General features: G+C 64.6%; 12 protein-coding genes. 9 read left to right on the top strand and 3 right to left on the bottom strand.

Annotation, left to right across the window (positions count from 1 at the left end; all coding sequences use genetic code 11):
* Positions 1-131: 131 nt before the first annotated feature.
* The 5 genes from glnA (at position 132) to corA (ending at position 5925) form a co-directional block, all read left to right on the top strand.
* Positions 132-1547 (top strand): type I glutamate--ammonia ligase, encoded by a 1416-nt coding sequence (gene glnA / locus ASF77_RS09110; protein WP_056337973.1) that lies wholly within the window; start codon positions 132-134, stop codon positions 1545-1547.
* Positions 1548-1705: 158 nt separating this feature from the next.
* Positions 1706-2227 carry a DUF4124 domain-containing protein gene (locus ASF77_RS09105; RefSeq protein ID WP_056337965.1) on the top strand — a complete coding sequence of 174 codons (522 nt, stop codon included), beginning with the start codon at positions 1706-1708 and terminating at the stop codon, positions 2225-2227.
* Positions 2224-3303, top strand: a complete 1080-nt coding sequence (gene glnL, locus ASF77_RS09100) for a nitrogen regulation protein NR(II) (protein WP_056337956.1) — start codon at positions 2224-2226, stop codon at positions 3301-3303. The genes ASF77_RS09105 and glnL overlap by 4 nt, the downstream gene beginning before the upstream one ends.
* A gap of 65 nt (positions 3304-3368) precedes the next feature.
* Complete coding sequence (gene ntrC, locus ASF77_RS09095; protein ID WP_056337950.1) at positions 3369-4829, top strand: nitrogen regulation protein NR(I); 1461 nt, start codon at positions 3369-3371, stop codon at positions 4827-4829.
* A 127-nt stretch (positions 4830-4956) separates the two neighbouring features.
* Positions 4957-5925, top strand: coding sequence for a magnesium/cobalt transporter CorA (gene corA, locus ASF77_RS09090; RefSeq protein WP_056337943.1), 969 nt, complete (start codon positions 4957-4959; stop codon positions 5923-5925).
* A gap of 109 nt (positions 5926-6034) precedes the next feature.
* On the opposite strand, the gene ASF77_RS09085 is transcribed toward corA, so the two are convergent.
* Both ASF77_RS09085 and ASF77_RS09080 read right to left on the bottom strand, forming a co-directional pair.
* Positions 6035-6907, bottom strand: a complete 873-nt coding sequence (locus ASF77_RS09085; protein ID WP_056337940.1) for an EamA family transporter — start codon at positions 6905-6907, stop codon at positions 6035-6037.
* 5 nt (positions 6908-6912) lie between these two features.
* Positions 6913-8550, bottom strand: coding sequence for an NAD(P)/FAD-dependent oxidoreductase (locus tag ASF77_RS09080; RefSeq protein WP_056337938.1), 1638 nt, complete (start codon positions 8548-8550; stop codon positions 6913-6915).
* 585 nt (positions 8551-9135) lie between these two features.
* On the opposite strand from ASF77_RS09080, the gene ASF77_RS09075 reads away from it, so the two are divergent.
* On the top strand, positions 9136-12126 hold the full coding sequence (locus ASF77_RS09075) for a TonB-dependent receptor (RefSeq protein ID WP_200934157.1): 2991 nt from the start codon (positions 9136-9138) through the stop codon (positions 12124-12126).
* Between the two features lie 70 nt (positions 12127-12196).
* Here the strand turns inward: ASF77_RS09075 and ASF77_RS09070 are convergent, their stop codons facing one another.
* Complete coding sequence (locus ASF77_RS09070; protein ID WP_056337932.1) at positions 12197-12919, bottom strand: 16S rRNA (uracil(1498)-N(3))-methyltransferase; 723 nt, start codon at positions 12917-12919, stop codon at positions 12197-12199.
* Between the two features lie 304 nt (positions 12920-13223).
* Here ASF77_RS09070 and ASF77_RS09065 point away from each other — a divergent pair, with 304 nt between their 5' ends.
* The 3 genes from ASF77_RS09065 to tkt all read left to right on the top strand — a co-directional run bounded on the left by ASF77_RS09065 (position 13224) and on the right by tkt (position 19361).
* Positions 13224-16130 (top strand): TonB-dependent receptor domain-containing protein, encoded by a 2907-nt coding sequence (locus ASF77_RS09065; protein WP_200934156.1) that lies wholly within the window; start codon positions 13224-13226, stop codon positions 16128-16130.
* A 128-nt stretch (positions 16131-16258) separates the two neighbouring features.
* The gene (locus ASF77_RS09060) at positions 16259-17230 is read left to right on the top strand and encodes an IS1595 family transposase (protein ID WP_056337927.1); all 972 of its coding nucleotides are present in this window, start codon (positions 16259-16261) and stop codon (positions 17228-17230) included.
* Positions 17231-17363: 133 nt separating this feature from the next.
* Positions 17364-19361, top strand: coding sequence for a transketolase (gene tkt, locus ASF77_RS09055; protein WP_056337925.1), 1998 nt, complete (start codon positions 17364-17366; stop codon positions 19359-19361).
* The last annotated feature ends 78 nt before the right edge of the window (positions 19362-19439 follow it).

Here is a 19439-nt window from a genome sequence, read left to right as displayed (position 1 = left end):
AATGCGTATTAGATCATGCCGCAAAGGCTGGCATGGTTCCTGCATAGATTCCTGCAAGCACGTCGACAAGAGCTGATGGCGCGAAACGCTCCCGCCTCGTCGACGACAACGATTTCATTTAGGAGAAACGCATGGCAAAGACCGCCGCAGATGTGATGCAGATGGTGAAGGACAACGAAGTCAAGTTCGTGGATTTCCGCTTTGCGGATACCCGCGGTAAAGAGCAGCACGTCACCGTTCCTGTGTCGCACTTCGACCTCGACAAATTCGAGTCGGGCCACGCCTTCGACGGTTCGTCGATCGCCGGCTGGAAGGGCATCGAAGCCTCGGACATGATCCTGATGCCCGATCCGACCACCGCCAACATCGACCCCTTCATGGAAGAGACGACGATGTTCATGCAGTGCGACGTGATCGAACCGTCGGACGGCAAGGGCTACGACCGCGACCCGCGCTCGATCGCCAAGCGCGCCGAAGCCTACCTGAAGTCGACCGGCCTGGGTGACACCGCCTTCTTCGGCCCGGAGCCTGAATTCTTCATCTTCGATTCGGTGCGCTGGAAAGTCGACATGTCGGGCTGCTTCGTCAAGATCGATTCGGACGAAGCCTCGTGGTCGACCGACGCGAAAACCGAAGGCGGCAACAGCGGCCATCGCCCGGCGGTCAAGGGCGGCTACTTCCCGGTGCCGCCGGTCGACAGCTTCCAGGACATGCGCTCGGAAATGTGCCTGATCCTCGAATCGCTCGGCATCCCGGTCGAAGTGCACCACCATGAAGTGGCCGGCGCCGGCCAGAACGAAATCGGCACCCGCTTCTCGACCCTGGTCGAGCGCGCCGACTGGACGCAGAACATGAAGTACGTGATCTGGAACGTCGCCCACAGCTACGGCAAGACCGCCACCTTCATGCCGAAGCCGATCAACGGCGACAACGGCTCGGGCATGCACGTGCACCAGTCGATCTGGAAGGACGGCAAGAACCTGTTCGCGGGCGACGGCTATGCCGGCCTGTCGGAGACGGCGCTGTTCTACATCGGCGGCATCATCAAGCACGCCAAGGCCCTGAACGCGATCACCAACCCGGGCACCAACTCGTACAAGCGCCTGGTGCCTGGCTACGAAGCGCCGGTGAAGCTGGCCTACTCGGCCCGTAACCGTTCGGCCTCGATCCGTATCCCGCACGTGGCCAACCCGAAGGGCCGCCGCATCGAAGTGCGCTTCCCGGATCCGCTGGCCAACGTCTACCTGTGCTTCGCCGCGCTGCTGATGGCGGGCCTGGACGGCATCCAGAACAAGATCCACCCGGGCGAAGCCGCTTCGAAGGATCTGTACCACCTGCCGCCGGAAGAGGACAAGCTGATCCCGACGGTCTGCTCCTCGCTGGAAGAAGCACTGGAAGCCCTGGACAAGGACCGCGAGTTCCTGACCCGCGGCGGCGTGTTCAGCGACAGCATGATCGACGCCTACCTGGAACTGAAGATGAACGAAGTGCAGCGCCTGCGCATGACGCCGCATCCGGCCGAGTTCGACATGTACTACTCGGCTTGACGGCTTGATCAGACCGTTGCGCTGCGGCATCAAAAGCTGTAAGCGCAGGTAACAAACGCGGGGCGGGCCAAGGGCTTTCCCCGCGTTTTTATTTGGATGCGGTATATTCGGCGCAACGATACCCGCGCACGCTCCCGTGCAGCTCTCTACTGATGCGAATGACAACCAGCGTCACCCGCCGGGGTGCACAACTTGTTCTGGCCGCCGGCGTCCTGCTCTGCGCTACGGCCCAGGCCCAGACCACGGTCTACAAATGCGTCGATGCGCAAGGGCGCGTCGAATTCACCGATACCGGCAAGAAGGGCTGCAAGGCGCTCGACCTGCCGGGCTATATCCCGGCGCCGCCGCAGCGCCAGGGCCCGGCGCCGAGCGCCCTCCGCCCCAGCAATGCGCCAGCGGCCGCACCTGCGCCCAGCCCGTCAAACTTCCCTCGCGTGGACACCTCGCAGCAGCGCGCCCGCGACGACGACCGCCGCGGCATCCTGAACGAGGAGCTGCGTGCCGAGGAGCAGAAACTGGCCGAGCTGCGCAAGGTCTTCAACAACGGCGAGCCAGAACGCCAGGGCAACGAGCGCAACTACGCCAAATACCAGGAGCGCGTGGCCGGGATGCGCGACGACATCAGCCGCACTGAGCGCAACATCGAGGCGCTGCGGCGCGAGATCGCCAACATACGATGACCGATCCCGACAGCGCGCAGCCGTCCCGCTTTGCCGGCCTGGAACTGCTCGCCTCCAGCGTGCTGCTGGTCGACCCGCAGGATCGGGTGCGCTATGCCAATCCGGCGGCCGAGAACATGCTCGACGCCTCCATGAAATCGCTCTCGCGCCAGACCCTGGGCGCGCTGTTCTCGAACGGCGAAGAGCTGGCCGCCCTGTGCGAGCAGACCCGCGCCCACCAGTATGCGGATCTGCGCCAGGATCTGACCCTGGATCGTCCGGGGCGCGAAACCCTGCACGTGCATTCGATCGCCAGCAGCCTCGATGACGGCGACGTCCTGATCGAGCTGCGCGAGAACGTCCAGCAGCTCAAGCTCGACCGCGAGGAGCGCTTCCTCGACCAGAGCCAGGCCAACAAGGAACTGATCCGCAACCTGGCGCATGAGATCAAGAACCCGCTGGGCGGCATCCGCGGCGCGGCCCAGCTGCTCGAACTCGAATTGCCGCCGCTGCACCTCGGTGAGCTGAAAGAGTACACGCAGGTCATCATCAAGGAAGCCGACCGCCTGCAAACCCTGGTCGACCGCCTGCTGGCGCCGCACAGGAAGCCGCATATCGTCGGCGACGTCAACATCCACGAAGTCTGCGAGCGCGTGCGCTCGCTGGTGCTGGCCGAATTCCCGAATGGCCTCACGATCCGCCGCGACTACGACGCCTCGATTCCCGAGTTCAGGGGCGACAAGGAACAGCTGATCCAGGCCGTGCTGAACATCGTCCACAATGCCGCGCAGGCGCTCGCAAGCCGCATTGCCGCGGGCGAGGCCGAGATCGTCCTGCGCACCCGCGTGGCGCGCCAGGTCACCCTGGCCAAGGTGCGTTACGGGCTGGCATTAGACTTGCATATCATCGACAATGGACCGGGCATCGCACCGGAGATCCGCGACCGTATCTTCTACCCGCTGGTGTCGGGCAGGGATGGCGGCAGCGGCCTGGGGCTGACGCTGGCGCAAACCTTCGTGCAGCAGCACCTGGGCATGATCGAGTGCGAAAGCCGGCCTGGACTGACGGATTTCCGGATCCTGCTGCCGCTGCACTGATGCGGCAGCGGCCGTGATTTCCGCCTCTGTCCGACGACGAATTTATTGCGGAAAGCACGACCTACATGAAACCAATCTGGATTGTCGACGACGACGCATCGATCCGCTGGGTGCTCGAAAAAGCCCTGGCGCGCGAGAATCTCGAGACGCGCAGCTTCGCCAACGCGCGCGACGCACTGGCCGCGTTCGAAACCGACACACCGCAGGTGCTGGTCTCGGACATCCGCATGCCGGGCGAGTCCGGCATCGACCTGCTGCAAGCGGTCAAGGCCAAGCACCCGGGCCTGCCGGTCATCATCATCACCGCGTTTTCCGACCTCGACTCGGCCGTCGCCTCCTTCCAGGGCGGCGCCTTCGACTACCTCGCCAAGCCCTTCGACATCGACAAGGCCGTCGCCCTGATCCGCCGTGCGCTCGAGGAAAGCCTGCGCGAGGCGAGCGTGGAAGCGGCGCCCGCCGAGACGCCCGAGATCCTCGGCCTGGCGCCGGCGATGCAGGAAGTCTTCCGCGCCATCGGCCGCCTGTCGCAGTCGAACGTGACGGTCTTGATCACGGGCGAATCGGGCACCGGCAAGGAGCTCGTCGCGCGCGCCCTGCACAAGCACAGCCCGCGCGCGCAGCAGCCCTTCATCGCCCTGAACACGGCGGCGATCCCGAAGGATTTATTGGAGTCCGAACTCTTCGGCCACGAGCGCGGCGCCTTCACGGGCGCACAGGCGATGCGGCGCGGCCGCTTCGAGCAGGCCGAGGACGGCACGCTCTTCCTCGACGAGATCGGCGACATGCCTTTCGACCTGCAGACGCGCCTTCTGCGCGTGCTGTCGGACGGTCACTTCTACCGCGTCGGCGGGCACCAGCCGGTGAAAGCGAATGTGCGCGTGATCGCGGCGACCCACCAGAACCTGGAACAGCGCGTGCGCGACGGCCTGTTCCGCGAAGATTTGTATCACCGCCTGAACGTGATCCGCCTGCGCCTGCCGAGCCTGCGCGAACGCAGCGAGGACATCCCGCTGCTGGCGCGCCACTTCCTGGTGCAGAGCGCACACCAGTTGGGCGTCGAACCGAAGCGCATGAGCGACAGCGCGATGCGTTTTCTCAGCAGCCTGGAATTGCCCGGCAATGTGCGCCAGCTGGAAAACCTGTGCAACTGGATCACCGTGATGGCGCCCGGCCAGACGGTCGAGGTCAAGGATCTGCCGCGCGACCTGACGCAGGCGCCGCCGGCCGGAGCGGTGGCGTTCGCGGCGCCCCTGGCCGAAGGCGCGGTGCCGGCGCCGTTGACCTTGCCGCCGACGCCCGATGGCTGGATCGGCCTGCTCGAACTGCAGGCCGCGAGCATGCTCAGCGCCGGCCAGTTCGAGGTGATGGACACGCTCGGCAAGCAGTTCGAGTCGGCCCTGATCAAGACGGCGCTGAAGCATACGCACGGCCGCAAGAACGACGCGGCCATGCGCCTGGGGATTGGCCGCAATACGATCACGCGCAAGATCGTTGAACTCGGGATCGACGGCGCGCGCGAGGAGTAGGGGTGGTCGAGGCCAATGGCCTCGACCACGGTTTCACTGGGCGGCGCATGAACGTCGCGCCATCTTGGCCGTGGTTTGATGGAGGGATGGTGTAAGCTCTGGCTTCGCTGCCCCATCCATTTACACCATGCTGATCAACTGCGTCGCCTACCAGGAAGGCAAGAAACTATCCGATATCCCGGTCGAGGATATCAGCGAATACCTGAAAATGCCCGGCTGCTTCGTCTGGGTTGCGCTGCGCGATCCCGAGCCGGCCGAACTGGCCACCATGCAGGAGGAGTTCACCCTGCACGAACTGGCCGTGGAGGACGCCTCGCGCGGCCACCAGCGTCCAAAGCTCGAGGAGTACGGCGATTCCGTCTTTGCCGTCGTCCGCACGGTCAACCTAAACGGGGACGAGATCTGTTCGGGCGAGGTCGCCATTTTCGCCGGCTCGAACTACGTGCTCTCGGTACGGCGCGATTCGGCCCAGGGTTTTCTCGGCGTGCGCGCGCGCACGGAGCGCGATCCGCAAATGCTCAAGATGGGCTCCGGCTTCGTCCTCTATGCGCTGATGGACGCCGTCGTCGACCGCTACTTCCCGATCGTCGACAAACTCGAATCCGATCTCGAATCGATCGAAGACCGCATCTTCGGCGGCCAGGGCGCCCAGCGCGACAACATCGAACGCCTGTATGACCTCAAGCGCAATACGCTGGTACTGCGCCATGCGGTCATTCCGCTGATGGATGCCGTCGGCCGCCTGCATGGTGGCCGGGTGCCGCCCGTCGCCTGCCAGACCCAGGATTATTTCCGCGACATCCACGACCATCTGCTGCGCATCGCCGGCCGCCTCGACACCATCCGCGACACCATCGCCACCGCGATCCAGGTGACGCTGTCGATGGTCGCGATCGAAGAAAACGATGTGAACAAGAAGCTTGCCTCCTACGCCGCGATCTTCGCGGTGTTCACCGCCTTCGCCGGCGTCTGGGGCATGAACTTCGAGTTCATGCCGGAGCTGAAATGGAAGTACGGGTATCCGATCGCGGTCTGCGTGATGTTCAGCGTGTGCGGGTACCTCTACTACCGCTTCAAAAAGTCGGGCTGGCTCTGAATCGCGCGCAATCAACCCGATGCGGCGTCACACATGCTCGCAAGGCAGCCAGCCTTGCTGCGCTTTGTTCCTTGCCTCGGGCTGATTGCGCGCGATTCAAGACATCGAGTCAGCCCCGCCCGGCGGTCGCCGCGCTGCCGGCCGTGGCCAGCACGATCATCCCGATCGCCAGCCACTGCGTCGTGGTCAGCACTTCGCCGAGCACGAAGAAGCCGGCCAGCGCGCCGACCGCCGGCCCGGCGCTGACCAGGATGCCGAACACGCGGCGCGGCAGGCGCGAGAGCGCCATCATTTCCAGCGAATAGGGCAGGATCGAGGAGAGCAGGGCGACCATCAGGCCGCCGAGCAGCACCGGCGCCGCGAACAGGGCGCTGCCCGCCTGGGCGATCCCGACCGGCACCGTGCACAGCGCAGCCACCAGCATGCCCCAGGCCACCACGTGGCCGCCCTTGAGCGTCGAGACGCGCTTGCCGAAGACGATGTACATGGCCCAGCAGAAGCCGGCGGCGGCGGCGGCGGCGACGCCGACCGGGTCGAGCGCGGCGGCGTCCGTGCTGGTCGGCGCCAGCAGCCACAGGCCGAAGGCGGCGCAGCCGACCCAGGCGAAGTCGCGCAGGTGGCGCGACGACCACACCACCACGGCCAGCGGCCCGATCACTTCGATGGCGATCGCGACCCCGATCGGAATGCGCGCGAAGGCGGCGTAGATCAGCAGGTTCATCATGCCGAGCATGAAGCCGTAGATCGCGACATTGACGGCGTCGGCCCGCGCCAGCGGCGCGCGCCACGGACGCCAGAAGGCCAGCAGCAGGATGCTCGCCAGGCCCACGCGCGTGGCGGTGATGCCGGCGCTGCCCACCAGCGGGAACAGGCCCTTGGCATAGGCCGCGCCGACGTTCACCGAGATCAGCGAACCGACGATGGCAAGGACGGGCGCCAGGATGCCGGCGCCGGCGCGGCCTGTGCTCGCGGGCGACGTCACGCGGCTCAGTCCTGCAGCGCGGGTACGGGCACGCCCATGGCCATGGCCACGGCTTCCGCCACGCGGATACCGTCCACCGCCGCCGACATGATGCCGCCGGCATAGCCCGCGCCTTCGCCGGCCGGGAACAGACCGCGCGTATTCAGGCTTTGCAGGTCGTCGTCGCGGCGCTTGATGCGGATCGGCGAGGAGGTACGGGTCTCGACGCCGGTCAGCACCGCGTCTTCCTTGTAGTAGCCCTTGATCTGCTTGTCGAAGGCGACGAAGGCTTCGCGCAGCGCGATGATCGCATAGTCCGGCAGCGAAGGCGCGAGGTCGGTCAGGTGTACGGCCGGCTTGAACGAGGGGATGACGGAACCGAATTCTTTTGACGCCACGCCGCGCACGAAGTCGCCCATCAGCTGGCCCGGCGCATCGTAGGTGCTGCCGCCCAGCAGGAAGGCACGCGACTCCAGTTCGCGCTGGAAGGCGATGCCCGCCAGCGGGTGGCCAGGATAGTCTTCCGGCGTGATGCCGACCACGATGGCGCTGTTGGCATTTCTCTCGTTGCGCGAGTACTGGCTCATGCCGTTGGTGACGACGCGGCCTTCTTCCGACGAAGCCGCGACCACCGTGCCGCCCGGGCACATGCAGAAGCTGTAGACGGAACGGCCGTTCGAGGCGTGGTGCACGATTTTATAGTCGGCCGCGCCCAGGATCTTGTTGCCGGCGTTCGGGCCGAAACGGCAGACGTCGATCAGGGACTGCGGGTGCTCGACGCGGAAACCGATCGAGAAGGGCTTGGCTTCCACATACACGCCGCGGTTATACAGCATCTCGAAGGTATCGCGCGCGCTGTGGCCGACCGCCATCACCAGGTGGTTGGTGGCGATCTCCTCGCCATTGGCCAGCACCACGCCGCGTACCTGGCGCACGCCGTTCGTTTCGCTGACGCGGATGTCGTCCACACGCGTTTCGAACCGGATTTCGCCGCCCAGCGACAGGATCTCGGCGCGCATCTGCTCGACCATCTTCACAAGACGGAAGGTGCCGATGTGGGGTTTACTGACATACATGATCTCTTCCGGCGCGCCGGATTTCACGAATTCGGTCAGTACCTTGCGGCCGTAGTGTTTCGGATCCTTGATCTGGCTGTAGAGCTTGCCGTCCGAGAAGGTGCCGGCGCCGCCCTCGCCGAACTGCACGTTCGACTCGGTATTGAGTTTGCGCTTGCGCCAGAAGCCAAAGGTGTCGACGGTGCGCTCGCGCACGACCTTGCCGCGCTCGAGCACCAGCGGGTTCAGGCCCATCTGCGCCAGGATCAGCGCCACGAACAGGCCGCAGGGGCCGGTGCCGACCACGATCGGGCGCGGCGTGCCGGCGGGCGGACGCGCGGCGTCGACGAATTTGTAGCCGGTGTCGGGGGAGGGCACGATGTACTGGTCACCCTGCAGGCGCTTGAACACCGCCGCCTCGTTCTTCACTTCGACGTCGATCGCGTAAATCAGGACGATCGCCGCTTTCTTGCGCGCGTCGTAGCTGCGCTTGAAGACATTGAAATCGACCAAGTCGTTGGTGTCGATGCCCAGGCGCTTGAGTATGGCGTCGCGTAGCGCGTGGTCGGGGTGGTCGAGGGGGAGCTTGAGTTCGTTAATTCGCAGCATGGGAAGTCCAGATGAGCGGTGGCGCAATGCCGCGCGCATAGAGGCGGCCGGCAAACGCGTATTTTAACCCGGCAGTGGCCGCGGATCACAGGGATCGCTGGCGCGCCGCGTTTGGATGTAAAGACGCACCCCGAATTTTATTGCGTTGCAATATGCATGTCTCGATTTCTCATGCTTGAATTCGCGTGATCGCCGGAAATAAGCGAATTTAAAAAACGCACGCTTATGGTGCGGCACGCCTGTTTTACGGGGCATTTTTTCGCTGCAGCGCATCAGTTTGGTGAAGATTTTTTGTTATTAAAAATTTAATCTTATTCGAGTGTTGTATATATGCACGTCTGGAAATGTTGATCGTTGACATTGGCACTTTTGCTATGGTTTTATGGTTCGATCAGATAACGCTTGAAGGCTTTCAATCGCGATTTGAGGCCGACTTATTTATCGGCCAACCAGTGGCAAAACGACGTACTACCCAGCTTGATAAAAACTTTAACAGGGAGAGTTATGTTGCATACGGTGAAACAAACTTCGAGGGCAGCAGGTTTGCGCCGCTCGGCCATTTCGGTGGCAATCGGCATGTGCTTCATGGGCGCTGCACTTGCTGCCGAAACCGGCGGCCTGCGGATCTCGATTACCAACCCGCAGGGCGCGCCGGTTGCCGGCGCCACGGTGCGTATCAGTTCGCCAAGCAGCCTGGTGACCAAGACGGCCACCACCGAAGCGGACGGCACAGTGCGCGTTGCCGGCCTCGATCCGGCAACGGACTACAAGGTTGAAGTGATCGCCCCCGGCTACTCGAACTTCACCGCCACCGAGGTCGCGGTCGTCAGTAACCAGAACCCTATCGTCGCGTACACCCTGGGCGCTCCGGCAGCCGCGGGCGCCGCGGCAGGCGCTACCGCCGGCATGCAGCAGGTCGTCGTTTCCGGTTCGCGCGTGGCGCGCGTCGACACCACCTCGGCCACCGTCGGCACCATTCTCAACCTGGGCGTCGTGGAATCGCTCCCGACCGGCCGTAACTACCAGAGCTACCTGCAGCTCGTCCCTGGCGTCAAGCCTTCCTCGGGCGGCAACCCGTCCTCGAAGTCGGGCGTGAACTATTCCGACATCGACGGCGCCACGGGCACCTCGTCCGACAACGTCTACATCCTCGACGGCGTCGACGTCACCGACCCGAGCACCGGCACCTTCGGTTCCAACATCAACTCCGAGATCATCCAGGAACAGCAGATCCTGACCGGCGGCATCCCTGCCGAGTACGCGGGCGGCTCGGGCCTGGTCTCGAAGGTCATCACCAAGTCGGGCAGTAACGAATTCCATGGCTCGGTCAACTACTACTTCCAGAACGACAGCCTGGTCGCCGACAGCAAGAACGCCACCGCGTCCGGCTTCTCGACCTACGATGCGGCCGTCACCCTGGGCGGCCCGATCATCAAGGACAAGCTGTGGTTCTTCGGTTCCTACCAGAAGAAAAACCGCGACACCGACGTCCTCAACGAAGACACCAACCAGTTCATGCGCGCCGTGAATCGCGAAGACCAGCTCGGCTTCCTGAAGCTGACCTGGCAGGCGACCGAGAACGACCGTCTGGTGGCTTCCTTCTTCAACGATCCGACCGAGACTACCGGCACCACGCTGCCCGGTACGCTGAACAACCGCGACCAGCGCCGCAAGCAGGGCGGCGACAACTACAATCTCTCGTACACGCGTGACATGGGCAACCTGCGCCTGAACGCCTACGCCTTCCGCCACATCGGCGAAGTGTCGGACTTCGCGGCCAGCCAGGAGCCACGCAATACCGTCGCCTTCTTCAACCGCACCAGCATCCCGCTAGCGGAAGTCCAGCTGGGCGGCTTCGGCGTCGACACCGTTTCGGAGCGCAACCGCGACGAAGTCGGTTTCAACACCGAATACTTCCTCGAAACCGCGAACGCCGGCACCCATACGATCAAGGGCGGCTTCCTGATGTCGAAGAATACCTACTACGAGGATGCCCAGTACACCGGCACCGGCAAGGCGCAGTACACCTCGCTGGCTGCCCGCCACGCCGGCTTCACCTTCGACCAGATCGTCGCGGCTCCCGCCACGGGCGGCTGGAGCAACCAGCCGATTTCGGCCCCCGACCTGTCGCGCGTCGTCGCCGCCATCAACGGCGCCGCCGCCGCGGATCGCGCCGCCTTCAATGCGCGCCTTGACGCCAACGGCAACGGCAGCGTCTCGGAAGCGGAACTGCGCGCGCTGCAGTTCACCAGCAACACCGGCAACCCGGGCGGCCAGATCAACCTGTACCGCAGCGTCGAAACCGTCGCTTCGCCGTACAGCGTGGAAGCCACCGGCAAGGCCGCCTACCTCCAGGACACCTGGACCAAGGACAAGCTGACCATCACCGCCGGCCTGCGCGCCGAGGAGTGGAAGCACGACGACTCGAAGGGCAACCAGTCGGCCAAGTTCGAATGGAAGGTCGCGCCGCGCCTGAGCGTCGTGTACGACCCGGCCGGTGACGGCCGCAGCAAGGTCTGGGCCTTCCTGGGCCGCTACTACGATCCGATCCGTACCAACATGTCCGACTTCGCCGGCAACCTGACCGGCCCGGTGCAGGAAGAGCAGGCCTTCATCGGCGACCGCTGGGTGACCTACCGTACCCGCGGCGGCGAGAAGACCCCGGATGCGCTGTTCGCGCCGTCGACCAAGACGCCGTTCACCGACGAGTTCATGCTCGGCTATGCGACCAACCTGGGCCGCGACTACACCGTGTCGGTGGCCTATACCAAGCGCCGTACCCGCGACATCCTGGAAGACTACGACCTGCACCTGTATTCGGATCCGACCAACACGCCCGATATGGTGGGCTACGCGGCCCCGAGTTCGGTCTTCTACCTGCCGTATTCCTACTTCGGCTACTCCTCGGCGCCGAATTCGAACTACGTGCTCGGCACGCTGGCAGGCGGCAAGCGCGACTACCAGGGCGTCGAACTGAGCCTGACCAAGGCCAAGCGCGACAACTGGCAGGGCGCCGTCTCGTACACCTGGAACGAAGCCAAGGGCAATACCAACTCGGACAGTAACGCCGACTTCCAGGGCGACTGGATCGCACTCGATCCGCGCGCCCCGAACGCCTACGGCCCGCAGCCCGGCAACATCAAGCACCAGTTCAAGGGCTACGGCACCTACTACTTCACCAATGGCTTCGCCAGCGGCCTGGAGCTGAGCGCCGTGTTCAACTGGAACAGCGGCCTGCTCTACAGCCGCGCCCAGCTGGTGCAGCGCCGCTACCTGCCGGTGATGGACGACCCTTATGTCTTCGGCAATACCCTCGATTCCTGGATCACCCCAGGCACCGTCGGCAGCCAGACCGGCCCGTCCTACTACACCTTCGACATGCGCCTGAAGTACTCCTACAAGCTGGCCGGCAGCCAGAAAGTCGAGTTCTTCCTCGACCTCTTCAACGTGCTGGACAAGCAGTCGGGTACCGCGGCGCAGGCCCTGGCGGTCGGCACCGGCAAGTACCAGTTCGGCCAGGCGAACGCCTTCGTCGAACCGCGCCGCCTTTACGTCGGCGCCCGCTACTCGTTCTGATCGACGCGTATCGGCAAACGAAAACGGCCCCGAGGGGCCGTTTTTTTTCGACTTGCCTATCGATGAACGTCTAGCCTTCCCACACCGCATTCAGCGCCGCCACCGCCGCAATGCCCGCCGTCTCCGTGCGCAGCACGCGCGGCCCCAGCGACAGCGCCAGCGCGCCGGCGTCGATCGCCGCCTGCTCTTCTTCCGCACTGAAGCCACCCTCCGGCCCGATCAGCAGCGTCAGCGCCTGCGGCCCCGCCGCCCGCGCCCAATCGGCCAGCGACTGGGTGGCGCGCGGCGAGAACAGGAGGCGCGGCGCCGTGTCCCCCTTAGCGAGGTAGCGCTCGAACTCCGCCAGCGGCGCCAGCTGCGCCAGCCGGTTGCGCCCGCACTGCTCGGAGGCGGCCACGATCACCCCTTGCCAGTGCGCGTGGCGCTTGTCGAGGCGCTCGCCCGACAGACGCACGACGCTGCGCCGCGCCGCCAGCGGCTGCACTGCCGCCACGCCCATCTCGACCGCCTTTTCGATGATCCAGTCCATTTTCGACCCCTCGGGCAGGCCCTGCGCCAGCGTGATCGCATAGGGCAGCTCGGCCTCGCGCGCCTCGTGTTCCCCGACCTGCGCGCTTGCGCGCTTCTTGCCGCTGTCGAGCAGGCGGGCCTTATATTGCCCGCCGCGGCCGTCGAACAGGGTCAGCGCGTCGCCGGGCTGCATGCGCACCACGTGCAGGTGATGTGCCACCGCTTCCGGCAGGTCGACGATGGCGCCCGCGGCAAGCGGCTGGGGACAATAAAAACGGGGCATGGAATTCCTGCGCATGAATGAGGGAAGGGCGCAATTGTAAAGCGCCGGCAGGGCGCGGCCAACCATGCGCCAAGCATGCATATTTGAATTCTTCGTAATACATATTTTGCAGTTGTTGTATTTACGAAAAAGTCATTCTTCGTGTATTGACAGCCGTCAATACAAAATGGTCATATCTCCTAAGCAAAAATATGTATGCGGCAATTTATTTGCTACATGCCGGAGCCATTTTGCGTTGGGAGCGGCGCGCCGACCCTACCCGGATCGACCGCGTCGATGTTGTTCAATTCGAGGAACTATAATAATGACTAAAGAGAAAGTTTTATCGCGATCCGTCCGCCTGATGTTTTCCGGCGCCGTACTGGCCGGCCTGAGTGCGGGAGCCTGGGCCCAGGAACAGAAACCGGCGGTGGTCGAAGTAACGGGTACCCGCCTGACGGCGCCCGGCTTCAATTCGAACAGCCCGATTTCGTCGGTGACCGCGGAAGAGATCCGCTCGACGCAGCCGGTGGCAGTGGAAGAGTTCTTCAAGTCGCTGCCGGCCGCCGTGCCGGCCATCGGCCCGGCCACGAACAACGGCACCGCGGGCGCCGCAACGATCGACCTGCGCGGCCTCGGCACCAACCGCACCCTGGTGCTGGTCAACGGCCGCCGCCTCGTTCCCTTCAGCCTCGGCGGCACGGTCGACACCAATTCGGTGCCGATGGCGCTGCTCAGCCGTGTCGATATCCTGACGGGCGGCGCCTCGGTGGTGTACGGCGCCGACGCCGTCGCCGGCGTGGCCAACTTCAACCTGCGCCGCAATTTCACCGGCGTGGACGTCACCACCTCCTACGGCATGACGGCCGACCAGCACGACGCCAAGCGCCAGCGCACCGACGTCACCATGGGCGCCAACCTCGACGGCGGCCGCGGCAATGTCGTGCTGAGCATCGGCAAGACCAAGGCCGATCCGCTGACCCAGGGCGAGCGTCCTTACGGCATCACCAGCCTGAACTCGGTGACGGGCGCACCGACCGGTTCGGGCACGACCGTGCCCGCCGCGTTCTCGACCAGCGCCGGCACCGCCGGCAACCCCGACGTGCTGTCGGGCTCGTGGCAGATCGACCCGGCCACCGGCCGTCTGGTGCAGCCGGCGCAGCTCTACAACACCAATCCGCCGAACTACTATGTAACCGGCCTGAACCGCACCCAGGCGACGGCGATGGCGAACTACAAGATCAACGACTACGCGGAAGCCTATACCGAAGTCTTCGCCACCAACAGCAAGGTCGCCTCGGCCCTGGCCTCGACCGGCACCTTCGGCAACACCTTCAATGTCCCGATCGGCAATCCGTACATCCCGCAGGCCGCGCGCGAGCAGCTCTGCCAGCGGCGCGGCATCCCGGCCGCCAACTGCGTGGCCGGCAACGCCACGGTCGTGCCGCTGCTGGTCAACCGCCGCTTCACCGAACTCGGCCCGCGCTTCAACGACTTCGACAACAAGACCCTGCAGTACACCATCGGCCTGAAGGGCGACATCGCCTACGACTGGACGTATGACGCCTACTGGAGCCGCGGCACCGCCGACCAGGCCCAGCAGCGCCGCAACTGGGGTTCGCTGGCCAAGGTCACGCAGGCGCTGAACGCGCTCAACACGACCACCTGCGTCAACAACACCAACGGCTGCGTGCCGCTGAACGTGTTCGGCGCCGAAGGCTCGATCACCCCGGCCCAGGCCGCCTTCATCAACAACAGCGCGCTCCTGAACCAGAGCGTCAAGCAGGACGTGGCCTCCGTGTCGCTCTCGGGCAACCTGGGCGCCACCGTCCGCAGCCCGTTCGCGCAGGATCCGATCAGCATGTCGCTGCTGGCCGAGCAGCGCAAGGTCACGGCCGGCACCCAGTCGGACGCGGCCTCGCAGCTGCAGGGCGAAGTGCTGGGCACCGGCGCGCCGACGCCTGACCGTTCGGGCCGCTTCTCGCTGAAGGAATATGCCGTCGAGATGCTGATCCCGGTCGCACGCGACCTGCCGTTCGTCCGCACCCTGAACATGGAACTGGGCTACCGCCAGACCGAGTTCTCCACCGCCACCGCCAAGAACGACTACGGCAGCTGGAAGGCAGGCGGCGAGTGGGCGCCGATCGACATGTTCCGCGTACGCGGCATGGTGCAGAAGGCCACCCGCGCGCCGAACGTGAACGAGCTGTTCGCACCGGCCGTCACCGGCCTGTCGAACCTGGCCACCGACCCGTGCCAGGGCGCGAACATCAACAAGGCCGATGCGGCCCGCGCCGGCACGCTGTCGAACCTGTGCGTGCAGACCGGCGTGCCGCTGAGCGAAGTCGGTGCGCTGCCGGCGCCGTCCTCGGGCCAGATCAACAACCTCAGCGGCGGCAACCCGGCCCTGGGGCCTGAATCGGCCAAGACCAAGACGATCGGCTTCGTGCTCGAGCCGCTGCCGCGCCTGGCGCTGTCGGTCGACTACTACGAGATCGACATCAAGGACGCCGTCTCGTCGCCGTCGACCACCGACATCCTGGATCGCTGCTACAACGCCGGCCAGAATCCGAACTTTGCCGTCAACGAGTTCTGCGGCATGGTCGGCCGTAACACGATCAACGGCACCTTCAACGGCAACGAGGCGCGCGGCGTGTCGACGCCACTGTCGAACCTGGGCACCCAAAGCACCAGCGGCGTGGACGTCAACGTCTCCTACCGCCTGGCCGCCAACAAGCTGGGTCTTGACACCCGCTACGGCACCTTCGACATCAGCCTGGGTGCCAACCAGGTCAACAGCTACAAGTTCCGCGCGACCCCGACGGCCGTCGAACGCGATTGCCTCGGCTATTACAGCGTGGCTTGCAACAACATCGTGTCGGCGCCGGTCTACAAGCGCAAGTTCAACCAGCGCACCAACTGGACGGTGGGCGCCTTCTCGGTCGGCTACAACTGGCGCTATGTCAGCGGCGTGATCGAGGAGCCGGGCGGCACCAACTTCCTGCCGGCCTTCGCCAGCATCGATGCCTACCACTACATCGACCTGAACGCGAACTGGAACATCAACAAGAACGTGCGCGTGAACCTGTCGGTCACCAACGCAGCCAACAAGAAACCGCCGATCGTCGGCGGCTCGATCGGCGGCACCGGCCCGAACAGCGGCAACACCTTCCCGCAAAGCTATGACGCGGTAGGACGTTACGTGACCCTGGGCGCCTCGTTCAAGTTCTAAACATTGGCCCTGCCGTAAAGACGATGGCGGACTTCGGTCCGCCATTTTTCGTGGCGCTGTTCGCATTAAGTGTGGAATCTCCTGGCAAGGCTGCGGTCAAAGCTCATCCATACCGAGCCGGAGGCGCCATGCAAGCACGCAAGTTCGAGCAAATCCTCACCGACCTGAAGGCGCTGACCCGACGACAGCGCGAGCGTTTGTTGGCGCTGTTGCGGCCGGCGGTGGAACTGGACAAGGCGGTCGGCCTCATCGAGAGCGCAAGGGCACGTGAACTGGCGTGCGCGCATTGCCAGTCGCGGCAGCTCTACCGGCACGGCCGAGCCCACGGCCTGCAGCGCTATCGCTGCAAGAACTGCGGGCGCACCTGCAACGCGCTCACCGGTACCGCCCTGGCGCGCCTGCGCCACAAGGGCCGCTGGCTCGACTACCTGGGCGGCATGCTCGATTCGCGCAGCATCCGCCGCAGCGCCGCCGACCATGGCGTGGCCGGCGCGACCAGTTTTCGCTGGCGCCACCGCTTCCTCGATGTCAGCAAGCACGACCGCCCGCAGTGCCTGGCGGGCATTGCCGAAGCTGACGAGATGTATATGCTCGAATCGCACAAGGGCTCCCGCCAGCTCGACCGTGCTCCACGCAAGCGCGGCGGTAAAGCGACAAAACGCGGCATCTCCAATGAACAGATGTGCATCCTGGTGGCACGCGACCGCACCGGACAAACCCTCGACTGGATACCGGGTAAAGGAGCGCTGACGCATGCGCAATTGCACCAGCACCTGTTGCCACGCCTGGAACGCGACGTGCTGCTGGTGAGCGATGCCCACGCGGCGTACCGCAGCTTCGCCCGCCGGGCGGGCATCACGCACGAAGCGGTCAATTTACAAGCCGGCGTGCGGGTGCGCGGCGCGATCCACGTGCAGAACGTCAACGCCTATCACAGCCGGCTGCGCGGCTGGCTGCTGCCGTTTCGCGGCGTGGCCAGCCGCTATCTGAGCAATTACCTGGGCTGGCGCTGGGCGCTCGACGGCGGCCGCATCGCCACGCCGGAGGATCTGCTGCGCGCGGCCTTGGGTGCGGGGCGTTCGGTACGATTCCACACTTAACGCTAACAGCGCCTTTTCGTTTGCAGCACACAATTTTGCGATAACGCTTTTTTATTAGGCAGCACGGCTCTGGTAGAATATCGGGTTACGGCCTGTTCAAGGCTCACCGCCTCCCATTCCAGACTTACCGATCATGACATCTATGCAAACCACGACCCTGATGGCCAACGCAATCCGCGCGCTGGCAATGGACGCCGTCCAGAAAGCCAACTCCGGCCACCCGGGCATGCCAATGGGCATGGCGGAAATCGCAGTCGCCCTGTGGGACAAGCATTACCGCCACAACCCGGCCAATCCCGGCTGGATGAACCGCGACCGCTTCCTGCTCTCGAACGGCCACGGCTCGATGCTGCATTACGCGCTGCTGCACCTGGCCGGCTACGACGTGTCGATGGACGACATCCGCGACTTCCGCCAGCTGCACTCGAAGACCCCGGGCCACCCGGAAGTGGGCATCACCCCGGGCGTGGAAACGACCACCGGCCCGCTGGGCCAGGGCATCGCCAACGCCGTCGGCATGGCGCTGGCCGAGTGGCTGCTGTCGTACGAATTCAACCGTCCGGGTTTCGAGGTCGTCGACCACTACACCTACGCCTTCCTGGGCGACGGCTGCCTGATGGAAGGCATCTCGCATGAAGTCGCCTCGCTGGCCGGCACCCTGCGTCTGAACAAGCTGATCTGGCTGTACGACGACAACGGCATCTCGATCGACGGCCGTGTCGAAGGCTGGTTCACCGATGACACCCAGAAGCGTTTCGAGTCCTACGGCTGGAACGTCATTCCAAAAGTGGACGGCCACAACGTGGAAGCCGTGTCCGCCGCCATCGCGCAGGCGAAGACCTCGGATCGTCCGACCCTGATCTGCTGCAAGACCATCATCGGCAAGGGCGCCCCGAACCTGGAAGGCGGCGACAAAGTCCACGGCGCTCCGCTGGGCGACAAGGAAATCGCGGCCGTGCGCCAGCACCTGGTGTGGGATCCGATCCCGTTCGACATTCCTGGCGAAATCTACCAGGCCTGGGACGCGAAAGCGCGCGGCGCGGAAGCTGAAAACAGCTGGAATGCGATGTTCGCCGCCTACCGCGCCGAGCACCCTGAGCTGGCCGCCGAATTCGAGCGCCGCATGAAGGGCGAGCTGCCGGGCAATTTCAATGAAGTGCTGGAAGCGGCAATTGCTACCTGCATCGACAAGAAAGAAACCATCGCCACCCGCAAGGCATCGCAGAACGCGATCCAGGCCCTGGCCCCGATCCTGCCGGAATTCCTGGGCGGCTCGGCCGACCTGACCGGTTCGAACCTGACGAACTGGAAAGAGATCGTCGCCGTGCGTTCGGGCATCCCGGGTAACCACATCAACTACGGCGTGCGCGAATTCGGCATGGCCGCGATCCAGAACGGCGTCGCCCTGCACGGCGGCTTCATCCCGTTCGGCGCGACCTTCCTGACCTTCTCGGACTACAGCCGCAATGCCCTGCGCATGGCGTCCTTGATGAAGATCCGCTCGCTGTTCGTGTTCACCCACGACTCGATCGGCCTGGGCGAAGACGGCCCGACCCACCAGTCGATCGAGCACGTCTCGTCGCTGCGCCTGATCCCGGGCCTGGACAACTGGCGTCCATGCGACACGGTCGAATCGCAAGTGGCCTGGGGCGCGGCAGTGCAGCGCAAGGACGGCCCGTCGACCCTGATCTTCTCGCGCCAGAACCTGCCGTTCATGGAGCGCGATGCCACTGCCGTGGCGAATGTCGCCAAGGGCGGCTACGTGCTGCGCGACGCGGCCGATGCGAAAGTCATCCTGATCGCCACCGGTTCGGAAGTCGAACTGGCGATGAAGGCGGCCGATGCGTTGGCGGGCGAGGGCATTGCCGCGCGCGTGGTCTCGATGCCGTCGACCGACGTGTTCGAGCGCCAGAGCGCAGACTATAAAGCGTCTGTCCTGACCCGCGGTATTCCACGTGTGGCCATCGAAGCCGGCGTCACCGACTTCTGGTACAAGTACGTCGGCCTGGAAGGCGCCGTCGTCGGTATCGATACCTTCGGCGAATCGGCCCCGGCGCCGGTGCTGTTTAAGCACTTCGGCTTCACGGTCGAGAACGTCGTGGCCAAGGCCAAGGGCGTGATCGCTGCGTAATGTTGTATAAGGCTGCCTGCGGGCGGCCTTTTTCCATATGAGCAGGTCGAAAAAAGTTTTTTTCTAATCAGGAGCTAA

Source organism: Massilia sp. Leaf139 (assembly GCF_001424165.1).
Taxonomy (GTDB): Bacteria; Pseudomonadota; Gammaproteobacteria; order Burkholderiales; family Burkholderiaceae_D; genus Telluria.
The sequence above is the reverse complement of the archived record's forward strand: the minus strand, read 5'-3'. Positions and strand labels throughout refer to the sequence as shown.

Excerpts from the sequence above, each read along its gene's own strand:
- corA (WP_056337943.1), top strand. The coding sequence starts at position 4,957 with ATGCTGATCAACTGCGTCGCCTACCAGGAAGGCAAGAAACTATCCGAT.
- ASF77_RS09105 (WP_056337965.1), top strand. The coding sequence starts at position 1,706 with ATGACAACCAGCGTCACCCGCCGGGGTGCACAACTTGTTCTGGCCGCC.
- glnA (WP_056337973.1), top strand. The coding sequence starts at position 132 with ATGGCAAAGACCGCCGCAGATGTGATGCAGATGGTGAAGGACAACGAA.
- ASF77_RS09070 (WP_056337932.1), bottom strand. The coding sequence starts at position 12,919 with ATGCCCCGTTTTTATTGTCCCCAGCCGCTTGCCGCGGGCGCCATCGTC.
- ASF77_RS09080 (WP_056337938.1), bottom strand. The coding sequence starts at position 8,550 with ATGCTGCGAATTAACGAACTCAAGCTCCCCCTCGACCACCCCGACCAC.
- ASF77_RS09065 (WP_200934156.1), top strand. The coding sequence starts at position 13,224 with ATGACTAAAGAGAAAGTTTTATCGCGATCCGTCCGCCTGATGTTTTCC.
- ASF77_RS09075 (WP_200934157.1), top strand. The coding sequence starts at position 9,136 with ATGGGCGCTGCACTTGCTGCCGAAACCGGCGGCCTGCGGATCTCGATT.
- ASF77_RS09060 (WP_056337927.1), top strand. The coding sequence starts at position 16,259 with ATGCAAGCACGCAAGTTCGAGCAAATCCTCACCGACCTGAAGGCGCTG.
- ntrC (WP_056337950.1), top strand. The coding sequence starts at position 3,369 with ATGAAACCAATCTGGATTGTCGACGACGACGCATCGATCCGCTGGGTG.
- tkt (WP_056337925.1), top strand. The coding sequence starts at position 17,364 with ATGACATCTATGCAAACCACGACCCTGATGGCCAACGCAATCCGCGCG.
- glnL (WP_056337956.1), top strand. The coding sequence starts at position 2,224 with ATGACCGATCCCGACAGCGCGCAGCCGTCCCGCTTTGCCGGCCTGGAA.